This is a genomic window from Sulfurimonas sp. (assembly GCF_034005705.1).
Classification (GTDB): domain Bacteria; phylum Campylobacterota; class Campylobacteria; order Campylobacterales; family Sulfurimonadaceae; genus Sulfurimonas.
Genome location: NZ_JAVEUF010000023.1, coordinates 1 through 21,039 on the forward strand (window position 1 = coordinate 1; position 21,039 = coordinate 21,039).

The window sequence follows — 21,039 nt, forward strand, 5'->3', positions numbered from 1 at the left end:
GCTCTTCCGATCTTTTATGCGAACTTTTTCTGATCCTCTCCTTGCTGCTAACGTATTTTTCTTCCGCATTGAGATGAACATCAGAGAGTTTGACACCCTGCTCATCAAGTATGTTTTTCCACTCTGCCGAACTGTGCGTCTCTACAAAAATTCTGCTGCTCAAGTGGCATACCCTACACTCTTTTAAGTAGACCAGCTGACCTTTAAAGGTCGATACCGCGCACAAAGAAAAAGGGAACAAGAAACAAAAACAACAAAATAGACAAAATAGCCTATGAGAAAAAATAGTGCTACTCGTCATATTCGTGAATCTCTCTTAAAATCTCATTTTGTCTTTTGACGATAAATTGGTTTAGTTTTGAACTATCTTCACTGTTTGCCGAGATCAAAAATACGATCTTTAGAATGTTTCCGTTATCGCTTACGGTTTTTAGATATTTCAAGTTTAGGTGCAGCTCGCTCTCCTCCAGAAAAAGTTTTAGAAATTTTCTCTCTTTTAAAAACTCCTCCTCTTCGCTGCTGTTTATCTTGATACTGATACCTTTCATAGAGACATCATATACTTCAAACTCCCTACCACCTGTTTTTGCTATGGTGCTTCTGCTTAACTTGACCCTTAGTCCGTCTCTTAGATGCACATCCTCTTTTGAGAGGTAAAAGTTTTTTATAGTAAATACGTTTTTATCGCTCTTGACCACCTCTCCGTGCAGCACAGAGGTCCCTTTTTTCGTATTTACTATAAGCAAGATGTCACTTCTCTCCAGAAGGGAGATTCGATGCTTTGGCTCTACTATGACCTCTATGGAGTCCATATTTACTCTTATTATCTTTCCGTAGTTTTTTAATGGAACGCCCTTGTAAAGCGTCATCACCTTTACTTTTTTTACATTGTTTAGTTTGAAAAGTTTGGCAACTTTTTCGTCAATATCCGCTTTTTTGCTTGCATTTGCACCATCAAGATGTACTTTCTGGGCTATAGAGTCGTTAATGCGGGCAAATGTAAAGACATCGTAATCTTCATACCGGCTGTGCTCTATCTGGATGCGTTTTGTTCGTGTGTCGAAGTAGTCGTGATTGATTAAAAATAAGAAGAGGTCTTGCTCATCTTTGACGTCAAGTATCTTGACTATGAGTTCGACTGCATTTTTTGTACTAAAGTACCCGATGCTCAATACATCCAGGATATGTTGGTTTATAAACTCTACTTTTTGGTTTTTAAATATCATAACCCCTGTCGGCAAGATATTAAAAATCGAAAAATCTTTCATTGTTCAGCCTTTAAATCGCCTGCAAACCGTTTGAATGCAGGCAAGAGTTAAACGCAGAGACTATTTTACTTTTTCTAAGTATTCACCCTCTACAGTATTTACTTTGATCGTATCACCCTCTAAAACGTGGTAAGGAACCTGCACAACAGCACCCGTTTCAAGAGTAGCAGGTTTTTTGCTTCCGCTTGAAGTGTCCCCTTTGAAGTTTGGAGGAGTCTCCGTAATTACAAGCTCCATAACTTCAGGAGCAGTTACGGTGATAGCCTTTCCTTTGTAGAATACTATATCAACGTTTATACCGTCTTTAAACCATTTTGACGCATCATCACACTGCTCATAGCTAAGTCCAAGCTGCTCATAGCTCTCATTGTCCATAAACTGGTACTGCTCACCGTCATCGTAAAGATACTGCATAGTTTTGTAAGTTATCTCAGGAACTTCAAACTTATCTCCGGCGTGAACAGTTTTATCGACAACTTTGCCGTTTAAAAAACTCTTAACCTTCATACGAACAAACGCCGCGCCCTTACCCGGTTTAACATGTTGAAACTCTACCACTCTATATGGGACTTCGCCTATGATCAAGCGAACGCCTTTTTTGATATCACTCATACCTACAGTTGCCATTAAAACACCTTGATAAAATATTTTTTTAAAATTTTACACTAACTGGACTTAAGAAAATATCTAACAGATGAGAATTATTAAGTTATCTAATTATTGGAACAGAAAAAAGCTGTTACAAAAATAGATATCTCCGTAAGATGCTATAATTTCAAAAATCTATACGCTTTAGGAACCTACGATCTATGGAATTTACTTTAGAAGCCACCTCAAAAAACGCCCGCGCCTGCACGATAAAAACTGCCCACTCGACCATAAAGACACCTGTTTTTATGCCTGTTGGAACGGTGGGGAGTGTTAAAGCTCTGGATATGGAGGATGTATTGGACCTTTTGGGTGCAGAGATAATTTTGGCAAACACCTACCACATGTACCTTCGTCCCGGAGATGAGACTGTTGCAAAGATGGGCAAACTTCACGGCTTTACTACATATCCGAAGAGTTTCTTAACCGACAGCGGCGGTTTTCAAGCATTTAGCCTAAGTGACATATCAAAAGCCTCACAAGAGGGCATAGAGTTTAGAAGCCATATAGACGGTAGCAAACACTTCTTTACTCCAAAAAAGGTCATCGACATTCAGCACAATCTGGGCTCGGACATCATGATGATCTTAGATGACCTCGTCGCACTTCCTGCAACGCAGGAGCGCATCGCTCTAAGCATTGAGAGAACCACGGCATGGGCGAAAGAGTCCATCGAGTACTTCAGGGCAAAACAAAAAGAGGGAGTCGGTGTAGAGCAAAATATATTTGCCATTATCCAAGGCGGAACGGATAAAGCTTTTAGAACAAAGAGTGCGCGTGAGCTTTGCGAGCTCGACTTTGACGGTTTTGCAATAGGCGGGCTTAGTGTTGGAGAGGCAAATCAGGATATGTACGATACGGTTGAGCACACCGTGCAGTATATGCCCAAAGATAAACCTCGCTATCTAATGGGTGTGGGAACTCCCGAAGATCTCATAGAGAACATCGAGCGAGGCATAGATATGTTTGACTGTGTTATGCCAACCAGAAATGCAAGAAACGGAACGCTCTTTACATCATTCGGAAGGCTGAACATCAAAGGTGCGGCCTATAAAGAGGATGATGCTCCGGTAGATAGCGAGTGCGAGTGTCTAACATGCAAAAGATACTCAAGAGCCTACCTCAACCATCTCTTCCGTGCCCGTGAGATAACATACTTCAGACTTGCAACTATTCATAACCTGCATTATTACCTGAATCTTATGAGAGAGGCCAGAGAAGCGATCTTAGAGGACAGGTTTGCTGAGTTTAAAGCGGAGTTTTACAGTAAAAGAAGTTAAAAAACACACAACCCTTTCATAACTCATACTTACTCACTGAGGCTTCACGGTGGGTACCCCAAAATTAAAGATTTTGACCCTTCCGTTGCAGAATCGTTCGTTTCGTATGGTTTTGAAACTATTTTTCAGAAATTGTTAAAAATATTACAGGCTATGCTCTTTTTTATATTTTATAAGAATAGCGTAAGCCTCATCTTTTAACAACAGCTTCTCTTTTTTAAGAGTCTCTACCTCTTTGTCAGTCAATACCAACTCGCCGTTCTCAGCTTTTGTTATCTTATTGTCAAGCTCGTTATGCTTGTCAAAAATTCTTAAAAAGTGTGCGTTTGCAGCACTGTTCTCTTTCATATGTGTAATAATGTCTCTGTATTCGTGTAACATTTTTTATCCTTAATTTTTTTTGGAATCTTATCACATTATCAGTTAAAAATCTTCTCAACTCTTCCGTAAAGCTCTTCGCCGCAATACAAAGAGAGTTTCTCATCCATCATAACTTTCTCATCAGGATTGAACAGCATCGCATTTGCTCTGCTTCCGACCTTTATCTCCCCTGCATTCCCTCCGATTGAGAGAGATGGATTTTGCACGCATAGTCTGACAATATCTGGCATAGATATGATTCCGCTCTTTACAAGTTTGGTATAGTAGACGCTCATTGCATTTTTTAGACCCTCACAACCGTAAGCCGCATCATAAAAAGCGACCTCTTTGTTTAGAGGAGAACTTGGCTGATGAAGAGTTGTCAGTATATCTATCTTCCCCTCTTTAAGAGCCTCTTGCAAGAGTTTAAGGTCCTCTTTTGAAGAGAGAGGAGGATTTAACTTAGCTGTAGTGTTGAAGTTCTTACAAGCCTCATCGGAGCTGCTTAGATGGTGAATGGAGACCTCACAAGTAACATCTACGCCGTCTTGCTTCGCTTTGTCTATAAGGTAGATGGAGCGAGGAGATGCGATCGCTTTGAAGAGTATTTTGATCTTAAAGTGTCTGGCAATCTCTATCATACGGGACACATGAAGCACTTCACTTAGATCTGGTATGCCGGCAAGCCCTAGTTTCGAACTTACATCGCCCTCCAGCATAACGCCGCTTGATATCAGAGAGTTGTCTTCCGCCTTGCAAAAGAGTGTTACTCCGTACATCTGGCAATACTCTGCTATCTTGATGGCAACGTCATTTTTTGCTATCGTGCTCATATATGGCGCAACTGCGCCTCTCTTTAGCAAGATGGCAATATTGCTTAGAGTATTGTCCTCTTTTAGCGTATTTAGCATGAGGTCCACTTTTGCACCCTTTAAACCATGCAAGCCGTTTTGGGCAAATTCCAGAACTATCTCGTTGTCAATTGCGGGTGTTGTATCCGGGTTTAAGACAACGTGACCTACTCCTGCACTGAGAGCTTCATCTGAGAGCGCCTTTATGTTCTTTGCATTTAAAGAGGAGTCTTGAACCCTTACGTTCGTATCCACCAAAAGAGGCATAAAGTAAAGAGAGCCTGCATCCAGTATCTCACTGCATGAAAGCCCGTCTGCCATCTCGGTTATGATGCCCTCTTCTATGCGGATATCCGTTACTCTCTCGCCGTGTATATCGCAAACTTTCGCGTTTTTTATTACCATCTACCCAACCTTTAATCTGTTAACGAAATTGTAGTGGATTATGACTTATAAATAAGATTAATCTAATAACTTTTTAATATATTTAGGCTATACTAATCCAGAGATAAAAGAAGGCGGGCCGGTTGAGATTCTCTTTAGGTACAATCAAAATTTTCATCATCGTCCTGTTTATACTACTCTACTCATCTGTCTATACGATTACTACCAACGACAGAAACTCACGCCTTGAACTCCTCCTTAATCAAGAGGTAAGCAATCTTACCCACAGCTATAAAGTCACAACCGACAGATACAGCGTTATATCGCAGATCATCAATCAAGAGGTCTTTAACAGCAGTAGAGTTTTAGAGCTCTTTTACAATGCTAAGAATACTAAAGATAAAGATGAGCTAGATATGCTTCGCACTATGCTCTACTTTGAACTTTTACCACATTTTTACAACCTAAGAGAGATAGGCGTAAACATCATTCATTTCGCTTTTGAGGAGAACAGATCATTTCTAAGGGTCCATAAAAAAGAGATATACGGAGACGATCTCTACTCAGTGCGCTACTCCTTTGCATATACCAACAGAACAAAAGAGCCTATAAGCGGCTTTGAAGAGGGAAAAGGCACACACGCTTTTAGAAATGTTTTTCCTCTCTTTTATAATGAAGAGTATTTGGGAGCTGCCGAGATATCTTTCTCGTCTCAAAGTATGCAAGACGCCATGCTTGAACTTCACGACACATACACAAACTTTATAGTCAGAAAGAGCATCTTTGATGTTGTCGAGTACAGCAATGACTTTAACTCGAACTATACGCAGAGCTTGGAGCATGAAGATTTTTTGTTTCTAAACACAAGGATAAAGAAGAGAAAGATCTTTCCGCAAACTCTTCTCTCGAACAAAGAGCTAAAAGAGGAGATAGCAAAAAATATAACACACAACAACTCCTTTTCTCTCTATACGCACCACTTAAACGACTCATATATAATCTCTTTTCTGCCTATAAAGAACATTCAAAACCAGATGACTGTGGCATACCTTGTCTCATACACAAAAAGCAAATATCTCAACAATATGATATATGAGTACATCATGATAAACGCCGCTGCATTTTTTGGGCTTATGGTTCTGCTGACGGTCATCTACTTCAATATAAAGCAGCGTATGAATCTTGAGACGATAGTAAGAGAGCGTACAAAAGAGCTGGAGAGAGAGAAGACCATTGCACAAAATGCGACAAAGGCAAAGTCACAGTTCTTGGCAAATATGTCGCATGAGATAAGAACCCCTATGAACGGCCTGATAGGCATAAGCCGTCTGCTTCTCAAAACTGACCTGAACGAGAAACAGAAAAACTACCTCGACAAGATAGATGACTCCGCCAAATCGCTTCTTGGGATAATAAACGACATTTTGGATTTCTCAAAGATAGAAGCTGGAAAGATGAAGATAGAGAGGGTTGAGTTCAACCTAAGAGAGACCATAGAAAAGGTCATATCCCCGCTTGAGATAATCGCAAACCAGAAAAACATAACTATCTCAGTGGATTATGCAAACAATGTCGGAAGTTACTTTATCGGCGATGCTCTTAGGATCTCGCAAATACTGACAAATCTGATCGGAAACGCCATCAAGTTCACTCCAAAAGATGGAAATATAAACATCTATGTAGCAAAAGCAGAGGAGTCGGTATACAGATTTAAAGTCCAAGATTCGGGCATAGGACTAAGCGCAAAGGAGCAGAAGAAACTCTTTAAGCTCTTCTCTCAGGCTGATAGCAGCACCACAAGAAAGTACGGAGGGACAGGACTTGGTCTTGCGATCTCAAAACAGCTAGTAGAGCTTATGGGTGGAAAGATATGGGTTGAGAGCATAGAGAACATAGGGAGCTCTTTTATCTTTGAGATAAAACTAAAAGAGACCGAGTTTATAAGAAAAGCAAAAGAGGAGAAAAAAGTAGAGTTCAGCAAAGAGTTCATAGACGCAAAAAGAGTTCTTATAGTTGAGGACAATGAGACGAACCAGCTTGTACTTCTTGGACTGCTTGAAGAGTGCATCGAAGATATAGATATTGCAAAAAACGGCAAAGAGGCACTCGATATGTTTGAAAAAAATAAATATGAGCTTATCTTTATGGACCTGCAAATGCCTGTTATGGACGGATATGAAGCGACACGAATTATAAGAAGCATGGATAGCGACGTTCCTATAATTGCGCTTACGGCAAACGCTATGAGTGAAGAGATAGAGAAGACAAAAGCCGTGGGAATGAACGGACATCTTATAAAACCGATAGATCTGGAAAAACTTTTTGACACTCTGCGCAAGTATGTTAACTCAAATACGAAATAATTGCATTTATAAAACGCAGGGAGGAAGCTTTGAAAACACTTTTTTTATCTCTGATCGCACTGCTTCTAAATGCAGACGACGCCTATGAGAAGGGAAAAGAGCTATATATCAAAAACGGCTGTTACAGCTGCCACGGAACAAAACTCGAAGGTCTTCACCGCTACCCCTACCTGGCAAACCGTGCAAAAGGGTATATGAAGTACAAGCTTGAGCGTTTTCGCTCAAAACTCTCCGACAACCAGCAGCAGGAGATGATGATTCCCTTTGCGGTGGGACTTAGCGATGAAGATATTGAAAATCTCGCCGTCTATATGAATGAGTACGTAGAAGATACAAACAAAGAGAGGTATGATGACAGTTATCAAGTGCACGGAGACGGAGGATCATGAAAATATTAGTTAGCGCCCTAGAGCACTCGGCAAACGTTCATCTTAAGTCCCTTAAAAAAGAGCTCAGCGAGACGACAGAGTTTATAGGCATATTTGACAAAGAGCTTGGAGAGAGCATAATCGATCTCAGAAGCTTGGCAATCATGGGTTTTGTCGATGCCATCAAAAAACTGAAGTTCTTTTTAAAACTCAACAACGATATGCTTAAACTGGCAGATAAAGCAGATAAGGTTCTTCTTATCGACTCATCAGGATTTAACCTCCCTCTTGCAAAAAAGATCAAAAAAAAGTATCCGGATAAAGAGATAATCTACTACATTCTGCCGCAAGCCTGGGCATGGAAGAGAAAAAGAATTCCCGTTTTACAAAAGACCGTAGACCGTCTGGCCTCCATTTTGCCGTTTGAGAGGGAGTACTACTCGAAAAATGCTCCCATAGAGTATGTCGGGCACCCTCTTTTAGACCAGATTACCGAGTTTAAGGAGTCTCTTGAGAGCGAAGTTAAAAAGGTTGTCTTTATGCCAGGAAGCAGAAGGGGCGAGATAAGCAAACTTATGCCCGTCTTTAGAGAGGTTCAAAAAGAGCTTGATGTAGAAGCGACGGTTATAGTTCCAAAACACTTCTCTAAAGAAGATATAAAAGAAGTTTATGGTAGCCTTTCAGGTTTTAAAACGGCTAATGATGCACACACTGCACTTAGAGATGCCGACTTCGCATTTATTTGCAGCGGAACGGCAACATTAGAGGCATCGCTTATCGGGATACCTTTCGTGTTGACATATATTGCCAAACCGCTTGATTACTTTATTGCAAGCAGACTTGTAAAGCTGGAGTATATCGGGCTGGCAAATATAATGTTTTCTAAGTTTAAGAACAGAGCGCTGCATCCTGAGTTCATACAGAAGGATGTAACCGCAAAAAACCTGCTTCAAGCATATAAAGAGTATGACAGAAGCAGATTTTTAAGTGACTCAAAAGCACTAAGAGAATACCTTGCACAAGGGAGTTCAAAACGAGTGGCACATATTATAGAGGGTAGAGATGAAGATTAATTTTATAGATTTACAAGCACAGTATCAAGCGTATAAAGATGAGATAGACAAAGAGGTCTTAGAGGTTTTCGCTTCGGCGCAATTTATAGGCGGAGAGAAGCTAAACTCATTAGAGAGAAATCTTGCAACATATACTGGTTCCAAACACGCCATAGGCTGTAGCAGCGGAACAGACGCGCTTTTATTGGCTCTTATGGCGCTTGGCGTAGGAGCTGGAGATGAGGTGATCACTACTCCTTTTACCTTTATCTCTACGGCTGAGGTTATCGCTCTTTTGGGTGCTAAAAGCGTTTTTGTAGATATTGACGAGCAGAGCTACAATATGGACCCCAAAAAGATAGAGTCACATATAACTGATAGAACAAAAGCTATCATGCCGGTCTCTCTATATGGACAGTGCGCGGATATGGATGCCATAAACGAGATAGCCGCGAAGTATGAACTTCCTGTCATAGAGGATGCATGCCAGAGCTTTGGCGCAACATACAGAGGCAAAAGATCGTGCAACCTCTCGACAATAGGATGTACAAGCTTCTTCCCATCTAAACCGCTTGGCGCTTACGGTGACGGCGGAGCGATCTTTACAAATGACGATGAACTCGCAACAAAGATGAGAATGCTTCTAAATCATGGTCAAAATGAGAGATACAAACACAAATATATCGGTATCAACGGCCGTCTTGACGCTGTTCAGGCGGCTATTTTAGATGTAAAACTGAAGCATTTTGACAAAGAGGTAGAGCTTAGAGATCACATAGGCACAAGATACAGCGACCTGCTTGAAGACGCCGATGTCATAACTCCAAAGATCGCCGAAGGAAACAGAAGTGTCTATGCCCAGTACTCAATAAGAGTAGAGGAGAGAGAAGAGATGATCGCAAAACTTGGTGAGCAAGGCATCCCTACGGCGGTACACTACCCTGTTCCTCTTCATCTTCAAGAGGCGTTTGAGCATCTTGGGTATAGAGAGGGAGATTTTCCGATCAGCGAGCTTGTCTCAAAACAGATAATGTCGCTTCCTATGAGCGCATATCTAAGCGAAGCGGAGCAGGACTTTGTAGTCCGCGCTATTAAAGGTTAAAGATTGAAAAGAGTTGCAATTCTCGGACTTGGGGCAATGGGTAGAAATCACTACAACACTCTTAAAAAGATAGAGGGTGCAGAGATCGTCGGACTATGCGACGTGGTAAAGAACGGCGAGTTCGCGGAACCTTTTTACTTTGACTTAGAGACTATGCTTAATGAGGCTAAACCTGATGCCGTCATTATTGTAACTCCCACTTTTTTGCATAAAGATGCCGCTCTTAAATGTGCCGAGCGCAAAGTGGACATCTTCATTGAAAAACCTGCCGCTTCAAGCGTAGAGGATGCAAAAGAGATACTAAAGGCAGTCGAAGAGAGCGGCATAAAAAGCTGCGTCGGGCATATCGAGAGATACAACCCAGTCGTCAAGTCGCTTATAAACGAAATAGCAGACCATGAGATCCTCTCTATCTCTATTACCCGCAGCGGCTCTTTTCCCGAGCGTATAGCGGATGTTGGAATACTTACCGACCTCTCGGTTCACGACAGCGACCTTATAAGGTTTATAACAAAAAGAGATATTATTCACAGCGCTGTATTTAAATCTCAAAAGATCCACAAGACGCATGAGGACAACGCCATCTTGGCATTTGAGCTGGAGGGTCAGGTTATCGGTGACATATCTACGAACTGGCTGACTCCTTACAGAAAAAGAAGCATCTCTCTGGCGTGCAGAGTAGATGAGGATAGCAAGATAAAATATTTTGAAGCGGACCTTATCTCTCAAACCCTTACGGAGCGCATAAATATAAACCCAAACTCATTTATAACAAAGAATTGTTTTGTAAACAGAAGCAATGCGCTTCAAGATGAGCTTGAGGCATTTATAAACTACCTGCATACCGGTGAGAGCGGCTCACTGGCAACCGTACACGACAGCATAATCACTCTAGAGATAGCGAGCAAATAATGGCAGAGACAAAAGCAAATATTCATCCATCGGTAGTTATAGAAGAAGGCGCAAAGATAGCTGCGGATGTCAAAATAGGCCCTTTTTGCTTTATTGGCAGAGACGTTGAACTAAAAGCAGGATGCACATTAGAGTCAAATGTCATTTTAAAAGGGAAGCTTCAAGTAGATGAAAATGTAAAGATATTCAGCTTTGCGGTTATCGGATGTGAAGATTCAGAGATAACGATAGGCGAGAAGACTCATGTCAGAGAGTTTGTCCAGATAGGCGCTCAAGAGAGTCTGGATGGCAAAAGCAGAAAGATAATCATAGGTGCGAATAATTTTATAATGGGTTATGTTCAGATCCTGAGCGGTGTTGAGCTTGGTGATTTTTGTATCGTGACAAATGCAGTAAGACTTTACGAGAATGTAAAGTGTGATGAGAGAGTCATCATAGGCGGACTTAGCACCGTAGAGGCAAACAACAAGATTGGAACCGGGGTTATGATAGGCGGCGCTTCTGTAGTAGCTTCGGACATCCCTCCATTTATGCTCGTCGAGGGAAACAAAGCCACCATAAAAGGATTAAACGTTATCGGTCTTAGAAGAAGGCTTGAGAACAAAGGCGATATCGAAGAGATAAAAGCGGTATTTAAGAAGATCCTCGGAGACGGTGCGGACAAGATACTGGCTCAGGAGATAGCAGACACCAACCCAAACGAGTTCATACAGAAGCTCGCATCATTTGTAGCTTCCAGCAATATAAAGCAAAGAGCGGTTTAAAACTGCATCTTTGTAAGATGCGCTAAAAACTCCTCCGGCCCTATAAATCCTACAATAGTTTTTGACTCCAAAACATTTAGCTCTTTATCAAAGAACAGAAGTACGGGCGGACCGAACACTCCATACTTTTTGCTAAGCTCTTTTTGCTCTTGGCTGTTCTCTGTCACATCCGCCTGGATCAAAACATACTCTGATAGCTTTGCCTTTACAGCTTCATTGGAGAATGTCTTTTTATCAAGCTCTTTACATACCGCGCACCACTCCGCGCTAAAATCAAGCATTATTTTTTTACCTCTGTTGGCCTCTAAAACCACCTCAAGCTCTTTGATGGACTTTACTTTTTCAAACTCGAGATGCGAAGAGATTGTGGCATCGGAAGATACCGAGATGGAGGGCTTTAAAAACTCAAGCGGTTTTGTCATACTTGTTGAACCGCCCAGAACCCCTATAAAAAGCGATACCGAATAGATAAAAATGATGATAGAAACACTTTTTCTAAATGTGTGCGCATCCTTATCAAATGCACCGAAATAGACCGCAAAACCGATTCCCAAAATAGAGTACAGAAGCATAATAACATAGCTATCAAGCACCCTCTCAAGCATCCATATAGCAACGCCCAGCATCATAACACCGAATATTGCGCTTATCATCGTCATCCAAGAACCGGGCTTAGGCATAAACTTGCCTGCGCTTACTCCGACAAGAATGAGAGGAAGCCCCATTCCGATGCTCATTGCAAAAAGAGCAGCTCCTCCGAGAACAGCGTCCCCTGTCTGGCCGATATAGACCAAAGCACCCGCAAGAGGAGCCGCGACACACGGTCCGACAATTAGAGCCGATAGAAATCCCATGACCGCGACACCGACATATCCGCTGCGGTTTGTATGGTGGTTTGAGCTTATCTTTGCGACAAAAGAGTCGGGAAGTTTTAGCTCATAAAACCCGAACATACTGAGTGCAAGTGCCACGAAGATCGCCGAGAAGGTATAGATCGCCCACGGTGCCTGAAGAGCGGCTTGAAGATTTGAGCCAAAGAGACCCGCTAAAACTCCCGCTATCGTATATGCCACAGCCATAGCCAAAACATAGACAAGAGAGAGCATAAATGCTTTTTTCGTAGTTATTCCCTCACCTTGAGAGATGATAATCCCTGAAATAATTGGAATCATAGGAAACGTACATGGAGTAAGGGAGAGAAGAAGTCCAAAGCCCAAAAAGGTGAGAAGCACAAGAGCAACACTCCCTTTTTTGAGAGTATCGGCAATAGAATCACTCTCTGAGAGCTCTTTTTTAACTTCAATATTTACTTCTATCTTCTCCTGCTCTTTTTTATCTGCCGCGCTCTTTTCTTTTACTAAAGAATCGCCAAGTTTTGAGCTGTCTACCTCAAGAGTAAAAGAGTTCGTGTACGGCTCATAACAGAGCCCCTGCTCCGAGCATCCCTGATAAGAGATCTCAAACTCTACGGTTTTTACTCCGTCCACTCCACTATCTTTGCTTAAATCTATAATGAATGTAGGCGAAGTCGTATATGACATATCTCCGTGGTGATCTACGCTTTTTGGATAGAGCACATCTTTGATTGCTATACCGCTGCCCTCTTTGATATTTAGCTTGATGGAGTCTTCGTAGATATATATATCCTTGCCCAGCTCTATTTTCGCTTCTATCTGCATATTCTCATTAAGTTTTGCAGACGGTTTAAAAGCCTCTTCGGGCATTAAAAATTTGGGCTGTGCACCGAAAAGAAAGATAGATGAGAGAAGAAAGAGAAGCAGTTTTTTCATAATATGTTGTCCGATTTATTGTAATGTCGCGAAATTATAACAAATTAATACCAATGACAAACATTACCCTCTTTTTTAATAATTTAATCAAAAAATAGTACAATTTGGCATGGAGATACACAACTTTTTTTTAACACTTTTTTTAATACTCATAACGGCTAGGATACTGGGCGAACTTTTTGCAAGGGTCGGTATCCCTTCAGTTCTTGGCGAACTCACCGCCGGAATAGTGCTTGGTTCTTCCGTATTGGGCATTGTAGAGCCAAATGAAGTACTTAAAATTCTAGCAGAGATCGGTATAATCTTGCTTCTCTTTGAAGTCGGGCTAGAGACCGACTTCACCCGCCTTAAAGATGCAGGAACAAAATCTCTTATAGTCGCGCTTTTAGGCGTTATATTGCCATTTAGTTTCGGTTTTTTGACGGCACATTACCTATTTGAACTCGCTTTTGATATCTCTCTTTTTATAGGCGGCACGCTTACCGCCACAAGCATAGGCATCACGCTTAGGGTCCTTAGAGATATACATATGGAAGATACGAATATTGCTCAGATCGTCATAGGTGCAGCTGTTATAGATGATGTCATAGGGATCATACTTCTTGTCTTTATATACGATTTTTCCATCTCTCATGAAGCCAACTTTGAACATACGCTCTCTGTTGCGGGTATGGTCGTCACATTTTTGCTCCTTGCACCCGCTTTTGCAAAGATCATCTCCTTTGCCATCCATAAGTTTCACGGCAACCATATGGTTCCTGGGTATATACCGACGATAATAATTTCGCTAATCCTTCTCTTTTCATATCTCTCTCACCTTGTAGGCGCACCTGCCATTTTAGGCTCGTTTGCGGCGGGAATAGCGCTCTCTAGAAGGTTTTTCCTCCCTTTTGGAGCATTTTTAAGCACGAACGAGCCTCTGCTTAAAGAAGTTAAGTCAAATATGACGCCCATCATCCAGATATTCACTCCCATATTTTTTGTCATGGTCGGGCTATCGGTTGACCTTAGCATCATAGATTTCTCATCATCCTCTTTTTGGATAATGGGGCTTTCGTTTATCTTTATAGCCTTTTTCAGCAAATTTATCGGTGCTTTTTTCATTATACAAAAGTGTGTCAGGAACAACGCACTCATAGGTATCTCTATGGTCCCACGCGGAGAAGTGGGTCTTATATTTGCAGAGATGGGAAGAATCAATAACATTTTGCCAAACGAGATATACGCGATGCTTATCTTCGTAATAGTGATCACTACCGTTGTGCCTCCGTTTTTGCTCAAGAAGTATTTTAAAGGCGAGTGCGTTTAGAACTTTAGGGCAATTTTTTTAAGCGCAAAATTAGCAACATTTCTCTACTCTAACAAAAATTTATATAAAGAAATCAAGTCCTTAGTCATAAGGAACCCCAATTTCAGAAACTTAAAAAGAGGGCTAATGTGAGGCGAAAGTGCGCAGGAGCTACTAGTAGCTTCAAGTGCTTTTAACGAAGCAGTAGCCCTCTTTTCAAGCTTCCCTTCGGGCGATAAGTAAATAGCCCTATTGCGTCGTTAGATTCTCTTGAATTAGCATAAGCTAGTCCTACGAAAATCTGCCTAGCACTAGAGCTATTTACTTATCGCTGAAACTGGAGTTATTTATGACTAAGGACTTAACATGTCAAACAGATTAAAATCAGAAGACTCTCCATACCTTCAGCAGCATAAAGACAATCCCGTCGATTGGTATCCGTGGTGCGACGAAGCGTTTGAGAGAGCAAAAAAAGAGAACAAAGCCATCTTTATCTCCATCGGTTACAGCTCATGCCACTGGTGTCATGTTATGGAGGAGAAGGTATTTGAAAACAGAGCGTGCGCAGATATACTGAATGAGAGTTTTATATGCATAAAAGTTGACCGTGAAGAGCGTCCTGACATAGACAAACACTACCAAGAGGTCTATATGATGCTAAACCGCAGAGCTGGCGGCTGGCCTACCTCCATCTTCTGCACGCCCGAGAACAAACCATTTTTTGCGGGAACTTACATACCACCCGAGTCTAGAGAGGGAAGCATTGAGGGGATGGGATTTATAGAGCTTACCAAGCTTATAGCCGAGAAGGTCTCTTCAAGGGATGAGCAGCTTCTAAAAAACGCCGATGAGATTGAGAGCTTTTTAAACCACAAAGAGCACCCAAAAGAGGCGACCGTATTAAAAGAGGATTTTGTCAAAAACTTTATGCTTCAGGTAAAAAACAACTACGACACTCTCTACGGAGGCTTCTCCGTGGCTCCGAAATTTCCGCATGCCAGCACTCTTGGAACACTTCTGGTCATTGATAGACTCTACGGTGACAAAGCGGCAAAGGCGATGGTAATAAACACGCTTGAAAATATGAAAAAAGGGGGTATGTATGATCTGGTTGACGGCGGTTTTTGCCGTTACTCAGTTGATGACAAGTGGCTTGTTCCGCACTTTGAGAAGATGCTCTACGACAACGCCCTGCTCTGCGAAATATATACAAATGCCTACCTGACACACAAGAATGAGAGTTTTTTAGCTGTTGCAAAAGAGATTGCCGATTTTTGGTATAACCAGATGAGTGAAGACTCCCTATTTTACAGTGCGAGCGATGCAGACAGCGAGGGCGAAGAGGGAACTTACTTTATATATAGCTATGATGAAGTCTATAAGCTTCTCTCAGATAACGGATACACAAATATAGATGAGATTTTGGATATGTTAAGCATAACCGAAGATGGCAACTTTGAGGGTAAAAATATTGTTAGATTAAATGGCGAAAACACGCCGAAAGATTTTGAAAATATAAAATTCCTTCTTCGTGGCCTAAGAGCCTCAAGAGAGTACCCTTTTATAGACAAAAAGATACAGACCTCATGGTCTGCGATGATGATAAAGTCTCTCTTTAATCTAGGCAAGATTGACAAAAGCTACGCACAAAGTGCAAAAAAGAGCCTTGATGCGCTTCTTGAGACGATGTTTATCGATGGCAAACTTTACCACACTACGCTTATTCATAAAGCTCCAAAAGTAGAAGCGTTCTTGGAGGACTATGCCTTTTTATCTCAGGCTCTTATCGAAGCTTTTAACTCTACGCAGGACGAACTCTACCTTATCCGCGCACAGCACTTTGCAAACTTGGCACTGGAGAAGTTTTATGAAAAAGGAGTGTGGAAGTTCAGCGTAGGCGAGTTTGAGACAAAAGCGGAGATCTCCGATAACACATATACAAGTCCGGTCTCTATAATGGTAGACGTCATGCTCTCTCTTAGCACACTTTTAGAAGATGAGAAGTACAGGCACTTTGCGTTTAAGACGATGGAGTACAACTCTTATGAGCTTGGCAGACGCCCGGTCATCTACCCGTATATGCTGCGCCAAATTCTGAGATATCTAAAAGGGGATAGAGTCATAAAATCAAGCCAAAACAATTTAGAATCAAACGCGCTTGAACTCTCTTTCATAGAGTATCCATTCATCCTCAAAAAAGCCTCTGATGATGAAAACTTTATGGTCTGCGGCGATAAAAGCTGTTTTGCAAGCACAGAGAGTATTAACAAAATCAATGATATAATCCAAAAAAGTTTTTAAAGGAATGAAGATGAAAAAATTTGTTTTAATAGCTGTTTTAGCACTTGGCACGGTCTCTGTTTTTACTGCTTGCGAGAGAAACGATTATCAACATCCGATGCACAGAAAGTAGAAAATTATTTGAGTAGTATGAAACTAGGTGTTAACATTGACCATGTAGCTGTTTTAAGGGAGGCAAGACGTGTAAACGACCCTGACATCTTAAATGCCCTATACGTTGCATGTGCCAATGGAGCCGATCAGATAACCATCCACCTTAGAGAGGATAGACGACACATCCAAGACGTCGATGCCTACAACATTATGAAGCACTCTACTCTCCCCGTAAACTTGGAGTGTTCTATCAACAGAGACATTCTAAACATAGTGACCGATATAAAACCTCACCGTGCTACCTTGGTACCGGAGAAGAGAGAAGAGGTAACGACAGAGGGCGGGCTTGATGTCATAGGGCATGAGGATGAGATAGCCTATGCTATAGAGATTCTGCATGATTATATCATCCCCGTTTCGCTCTTCATCGATCCGAGTATTGAAGCAGTTGAGAAGTCAAAAAAGCTAGGTGCAGAGATGGTCGAACTTCATACAGGGGCATTTGCGAACATCTACGCAATGCTTCACTCATCACTCGCATACTCAAACCACTCACTAAAAGAGCTTGAACTTCCAAGAAACGAGCTCGCAATGAGGCTTGAAAAATCCATAGCAGAGATAACTACAGCCGCAAAGCATGCAAAAAAGATAGGTCTGGAAGTTGCTGCAGGGCATGGACTAAACTACCACAATGTGCATGAGATGATGAAGATAGCCGAGATCACTGAGCTTAACATCGGTCAGAGCATCGTTGCAAGAAGCGTATTTAGCGGCTTGGCTGAAGCTGTAAGAGAGATGAAGAGACTCACTTCAAGATGAGCAAACCGCGCATTGCAGTAAGTGTCGGCGACCTAAACGGTGTGGGAATCGAGATAGCACTCAAAGCCCACAAAGAGGTCTCCAAACTCTGCACTCCAATCTACTGTATAAACTCCTATATGCTAAATCAGGCTTGCGAGCTTTTGGACGTCCCTATTCCATCAGATTTTATCTTGCATGAGGTTGAAGGAAGCTTCAATATAAAAGAGGGTTGCGTTGACAAAAACGCGGGAAGATACTCCTACGACTCGTTTTTAAGCGCTATCAAGCTTTGCGAGTCCAAGAAGGCCGAGGCGGTCGTAACTATGCCGATCCACAAAGAGGCGTGGATGCTAGCTGGACTGCACTACAAAGGCCATACAGATATGCTTCGCGACTACTTCAAAAGAGATGCCATAATGATGCTTGGATGCGAGAAGATGTTTGTGGCTCTCTTTACCGAGCACATTCCGCTAAAAGATGTAGCTTCTAGCGTGAAGTACAAAAGACTAAAAGAGTTCTTTTTGGATCTGCACAACTCAATACCAAAAGAGAGCGTGGCAGTTCTCGGGCTTAATCCGCATGCGGGCGATAACGGAGTTCTGGGAGATGAAGAGCTTAGAATTACAAAGGCTATAAAGAGTGCAAACAAGAAGATAGGTTTTGAACAGTTTGTGGGTCCGCTGGTTCCAGATACCGCTTTTACGCCGCACGCGCGCGAGAAGTTTAGATACTTCGTGGCGATGTATCACGACCAGGGTCTCGCACCTCTAAAAGCGCTCTACTTTGATGAGAGTATAAATGTCTCGCTAAACCTGCCGATAATCAGAACTTCGGTAGATCATGGAACTGCGTTTGACATCGCCTACAAAGGCAAGGCGAACACTCTTAGCTACATAAATGCAATTAAGAGTGCTTTAACCCTAACCGCACAACTCTCATAAAACATACGAACGAATGGTTCTGCAGCGGAAGGGTAAAATCTAGCGTTGCTAGATTTGGGGCACCCACCGTGAAGCCGACTACTCTTTTAGCGGTTTAACGTTACAAAGAATAGCTTCTATCTTAGTTTTAAACGCTATCCCTGCTTCGCTCCATGTTTTTCCCTCATGAAGATCAAAACACGCTTTGTTAATTGATGATAAAGCATCGCCTGCGCTGAAATCAAGTATGTCTATAGTGCCTTTTGCTTCAAATATATCATCGCTGAAGCTGTATGTCATAGGAACCGTTTTTTTAACTCCGTTCATCTCTATCTCTACACTTACAACACCGGTTCTTGGCGCATCTTTTACTCTTTTGTCAGCTTTAATATCTACTATCTTTGCATTGACGTTTTTTTCACTCATCATACCGAAGAAAAATTTAGCAAGCTTGCCGTCACGATCTTCATGCTTTGAGTTTACGCTTGAAGTGTCGATCACAACAGATGAACCAACCAAAATCGAGCGAAAGTTCTCGCCGCTCTTTGCAACAGGCGTATATACAACGCTGTCAAAAACTCCGCCAACACCTACTTTCTTCTGGGTTTTATAACCTGTCCAACTAACTTCAACAGCCCCTACCTGAGCCAATTCACATCCGCTTTTTTGACTTGCATTTGCACTTGAGACGGCAAAAAACAGCACTAACGCAGAGATAACTATATTTTTCATTCTTAATCCTTGACATATTTTTGACAAAGTATAGCCACTATTTCTTTTTATAGCTATCTATTTTGAAATAGAATTATATTTTTAAAGTTATGTTTAATTATTGTAACACCGAACGTCTGTGCCATATACTCAAAGGTTTTGATATTAAAAAAACCGATATGAGTCACGTCTCTTATATACCACCATTTTAAAAACTCTTCGTCATTATCAGGATGAAATGCGCTCATAATCAGAAGATAACCGTCTTTCTCCAGATGAGAGAGCAGTTTTTTAAAAACTTCAAGCGGTGATGAGAGATGCTCGAACACCTCGGTAGAGGCAATGAGGTCATATTTTTTGCCCTCGTAAACCTTATGCGGAAAGTAAAAGAGATCATATCTGTCACACGCGACTCCGTTCCTCTGTAAAACTATCGGCAGCACCTCGCCCTCCCCGCACCCAAAATCAAGCGCGCTTCTTATCTCGCTTTTATATGGAAGAACGAACTCCTCCACCAGATCCTCGAACATCTTTACGTAGCCCAGAGACTCTAATGTGTTGTGATGCTTGTCGTAATGTTTTTTTTCTCTCTCTTCATCGACGTAAAAAGCCTCATGAAGAGAAATATAGCGACACTCAGGGCATTTATGATATATTTTTTTAGTTTTCGCATCTGTTATAGATGTTGTATCACTGCTGCAAATTTTACATATTTTCATAAAAAGAATAATAACATTTTTTCAATTTCGATATACTTCTCGGATGAATTACGTACTCTTTTTTACCGCTTTTATAGGCGTCTTTATACTGCTAAATATGTATATAAGCAAAAGGCTTGTCAGCAAGCTTGATATAACGCAACAAACGAAGCGCTATTTTCGCATATTTCTTATAATCAACCTTGTGGGTATATTGTGCTACATGATGGCAAGATACTATGTAGATACTCCAAGCTGGCTCTATTTTCTCTTCTCCGTTCCTATCGGAGTGCTGTTTTTGCTCTTTTGGAGCGCGGTCGTTTATGACATCTCAAGAGTACTTCTCTCATTTGCGCCCATCTCAGACTCAAGAAGAGCGTTTTTTAAAAAATCGCTCGATGTCTCATCTATCGCCGCCGCGGCAACGCTGACCCTAAAGTCTATTCATAATGCAAAATTCGTAGAGATCCAGAAGGTAGAGGTAAATATAAAGAACCTAAAAGAGCCATACAAGATAGTCCAGCTAAGCGATATCCATATCGGAGGGTTGATAGATAAAAGCTTTATAGAGGATATTGTTCAAAAGGCAAATGCCATTGACCCCGATATTGTCGTTATAACGGGAGACCTTATAGACGTAGATGTCCTTAGCGCGCAAGAGACGCTAAGCGTACTAAAAAAGTTAAATTCAAGATTCGGGACACACTATGTGGTAGGAAATCATGAGTATTTTCACAATATAGAGAGTATCATAGAGAGTATGAAGTCTCTTGGCATACGTGTTTTGGAGAATGAAAATGTATACATAGGAGAGGCAGGCAGAGGCTTTAATCTTGCGGGTGTTTATGACATCTTTGGATACAGAGCAAAAAAATATATGCCAAACCTCCAAAAGGCTCTAAAAAACACACAAGAGTCTCCGACAATTCTTTTGGCACATCAACCGAGATTTATTTATGAGGTAAGCGGCGGTGTTGATCTGATGCTAAGCGGACATACTCACGGCGGGCAGCTCTATCCGTTTAAGTTTTTAGTCCAGCTTCAGCAGCCATATGTCAGCGGTCTTAACAGACAAGATCGGAAGA

19 protein-coding genes are annotated in these 21,039 nt (G+C 41.6%); 12 read left to right on the forward strand and 7 right to left on the reverse strand.

The window, feature by feature from the left end:
* Positions 1-290: 290 nt before the first annotated feature.
* Both RBR61_RS09300 and efp read right to left on the reverse strand, forming a co-directional pair.
* Positions 291-1,268, reverse strand: coding sequence for a hypothetical protein (locus RBR61_RS09300; RefSeq protein ID WP_320343814.1), 978 nt, complete (start codon positions 1,266-1,268; stop codon positions 291-293).
* A gap of 60 nt (positions 1,269-1,328) precedes the next feature.
* The gene (gene efp, locus RBR61_RS09305) at positions 1,329-1,895 is read right to left on the reverse strand and encodes an elongation factor P (RefSeq protein ID WP_320343815.1); all 567 of its coding nucleotides are present in this window, start codon (positions 1,893-1,895) and stop codon (positions 1,329-1,331) included.
* Positions 1,896-2,077: 182 nt separating this feature from the next.
* Between efp and tgt the strand changes: the two genes are divergently transcribed.
* Entirely contained in the window at positions 2,078-3,196 is a 1,119-nt protein-coding gene (gene tgt, locus RBR61_RS09310) for a tRNA guanosine(34) transglycosylase Tgt (RefSeq protein ID WP_320343816.1), read from the forward strand.
* Between the two features lie 144 nt (positions 3,197-3,340).
* Here tgt and RBR61_RS09315 read toward each other — a convergent pair whose 3' ends face one another.
* Both RBR61_RS09315 and RBR61_RS09320 read right to left on the reverse strand, forming a co-directional pair.
* The gene (locus RBR61_RS09315) at positions 3,341-3,577 is read right to left on the reverse strand and encodes a DUF465 domain-containing protein (protein ID WP_320343818.1); all 237 of its coding nucleotides are present in this window, start codon (positions 3,575-3,577) and stop codon (positions 3,341-3,343) included.
* A 38-nt stretch (positions 3,578-3,615) separates the two neighbouring features.
* A complete protein-coding gene (locus tag RBR61_RS09320; protein WP_320343819.1) occupies positions 3,616-4,812 on the reverse strand; it encodes a dihydroorotase in 1,197 nt (398 codons plus the stop codon).
* A 122-nt stretch (positions 4,813-4,934) separates the two neighbouring features.
* Between RBR61_RS09320 and RBR61_RS09325 the strand changes: the two genes are divergently transcribed.
* From RBR61_RS09325 to RBR61_RS09350, 6 genes are read left to right on the forward strand one after another with little or no spacing between them, the layout of a single operon-like run.
* The gene (locus tag RBR61_RS09325) at positions 4,935-7,154 is read left to right on the forward strand and encodes an ATP-binding protein (RefSeq protein WP_320343820.1); all 2,220 of its coding nucleotides are present in this window, start codon (positions 4,935-4,937) and stop codon (positions 7,152-7,154) included.
* A gap of 29 nt (positions 7,155-7,183) precedes the next feature.
* Entirely contained in the window at positions 7,184-7,543 is a 360-nt protein-coding gene (locus tag RBR61_RS09330; RefSeq protein ID WP_320343822.1) for a c-type cytochrome, read from the forward strand.
* Positions 7,540-8,595 (forward strand): lipid-A-disaccharide synthase, encoded by a 1,056-nt coding sequence (gene lpxB / locus RBR61_RS09335; RefSeq protein ID WP_320343823.1) that lies wholly within the window; start codon positions 7,540-7,542, stop codon positions 8,593-8,595. Before RBR61_RS09330 ends, lpxB begins: the two co-directional genes overlap by 4 nt.
* Entirely contained in the window at positions 8,585-9,676 is a 1,092-nt protein-coding gene (locus RBR61_RS09340; protein WP_320343824.1) for a DegT/DnrJ/EryC1/StrS family aminotransferase, read from the forward strand. Before lpxB ends, RBR61_RS09340 begins: the two co-directional genes overlap by 11 nt.
* A gap of 3 nt (positions 9,677-9,679) precedes the next feature.
* Complete coding sequence (locus tag RBR61_RS09345) at positions 9,680-10,588, forward strand: Gfo/Idh/MocA family oxidoreductase (RefSeq protein ID WP_320343826.1); 909 nt, start codon at positions 9,680-9,682, stop codon at positions 10,586-10,588.
* Positions 10,588-11,352, forward strand: a complete 765-nt coding sequence (locus RBR61_RS09350; protein WP_320343827.1) for an acyl-ACP--UDP-N- acetylglucosamine O-acyltransferase — start codon at positions 10,588-10,590, stop codon at positions 11,350-11,352. The genes RBR61_RS09345 and RBR61_RS09350 overlap by 1 nt, the downstream gene beginning before the upstream one ends.
* On the opposite strand, the gene dsbD is transcribed toward RBR61_RS09350, so the two are convergent.
* Positions 11,349-13,142 (reverse strand): protein-disulfide reductase DsbD, encoded by a 1,794-nt coding sequence (dsbD, locus tag RBR61_RS09355; protein WP_320343829.1) that lies wholly within the window; start codon positions 13,140-13,142, stop codon positions 11,349-11,351. The genes RBR61_RS09350 and dsbD overlap by 4 nt on opposite strands.
* Positions 13,143-13,251: 109 nt before the next feature.
* Between dsbD and RBR61_RS09360 the strand changes: the two genes are divergently transcribed.
* The 4 genes from RBR61_RS09360 to pdxA all read left to right on the forward strand — a co-directional run bounded on the left by RBR61_RS09360 (position 13,252) and on the right by pdxA (position 18,566).
* Positions 13,252-14,451, forward strand: coding sequence for a cation:proton antiporter (locus RBR61_RS09360; protein WP_320343830.1), 1,200 nt, complete (start codon positions 13,252-13,254; stop codon positions 14,449-14,451).
* A 345-nt stretch (positions 14,452-14,796) separates the two neighbouring features.
* On the forward strand, positions 14,797-16,731 hold the full coding sequence (locus tag RBR61_RS09365) for a thioredoxin domain-containing protein (RefSeq protein WP_320343832.1): 1,935 nt from the start codon (positions 14,797-14,799) through the stop codon (positions 16,729-16,731).
* Between the two features lie 129 nt (positions 16,732-16,860).
* Complete coding sequence (locus RBR61_RS09370; protein WP_320343833.1) at positions 16,861-17,643, forward strand: pyridoxine 5'-phosphate synthase; 783 nt, start codon at positions 16,861-16,863, stop codon at positions 17,641-17,643.
* The gene (gene pdxA, locus RBR61_RS09375) at positions 17,640-18,566 is read left to right on the forward strand and encodes a 4-hydroxythreonine-4-phosphate dehydrogenase (protein WP_320343835.1); all 927 of its coding nucleotides are present in this window, start codon (positions 17,640-17,642) and stop codon (positions 18,564-18,566) included. The genes RBR61_RS09370 and pdxA overlap by 4 nt, the downstream gene beginning before the upstream one ends.
* A 78-nt stretch (positions 18,567-18,644) precedes the next feature.
* Here the strand turns inward: pdxA and RBR61_RS09380 are convergent, their stop codons facing one another.
* Together RBR61_RS09380 and RBR61_RS09385 are read right to left on the reverse strand one after the other, a co-directional pair.
* Entirely contained in the window at positions 18,645-19,277 is a 633-nt protein-coding gene (locus RBR61_RS09380) for a YceI family protein (RefSeq protein ID WP_320343837.1), read from the reverse strand.
* Positions 19,278-19,330: 53 nt separating this feature from the next.
* The gene (locus RBR61_RS09385; protein WP_320343838.1) at positions 19,331-19,975 is read right to left on the reverse strand and encodes a class I SAM-dependent methyltransferase; all 645 of its coding nucleotides are present in this window, start codon (positions 19,973-19,975) and stop codon (positions 19,331-19,333) included.
* Positions 19,976-20,018: 43 nt separating this feature from the next.
* Between RBR61_RS09385 and RBR61_RS09390 the strand changes: the two genes are divergently transcribed.
* Positions 20,019-21,039 (forward strand): metallophosphoesterase (locus RBR61_RS09390; RefSeq protein WP_320343840.1); only part of this gene is annotated, 1,021 nt, incomplete at its 3' end.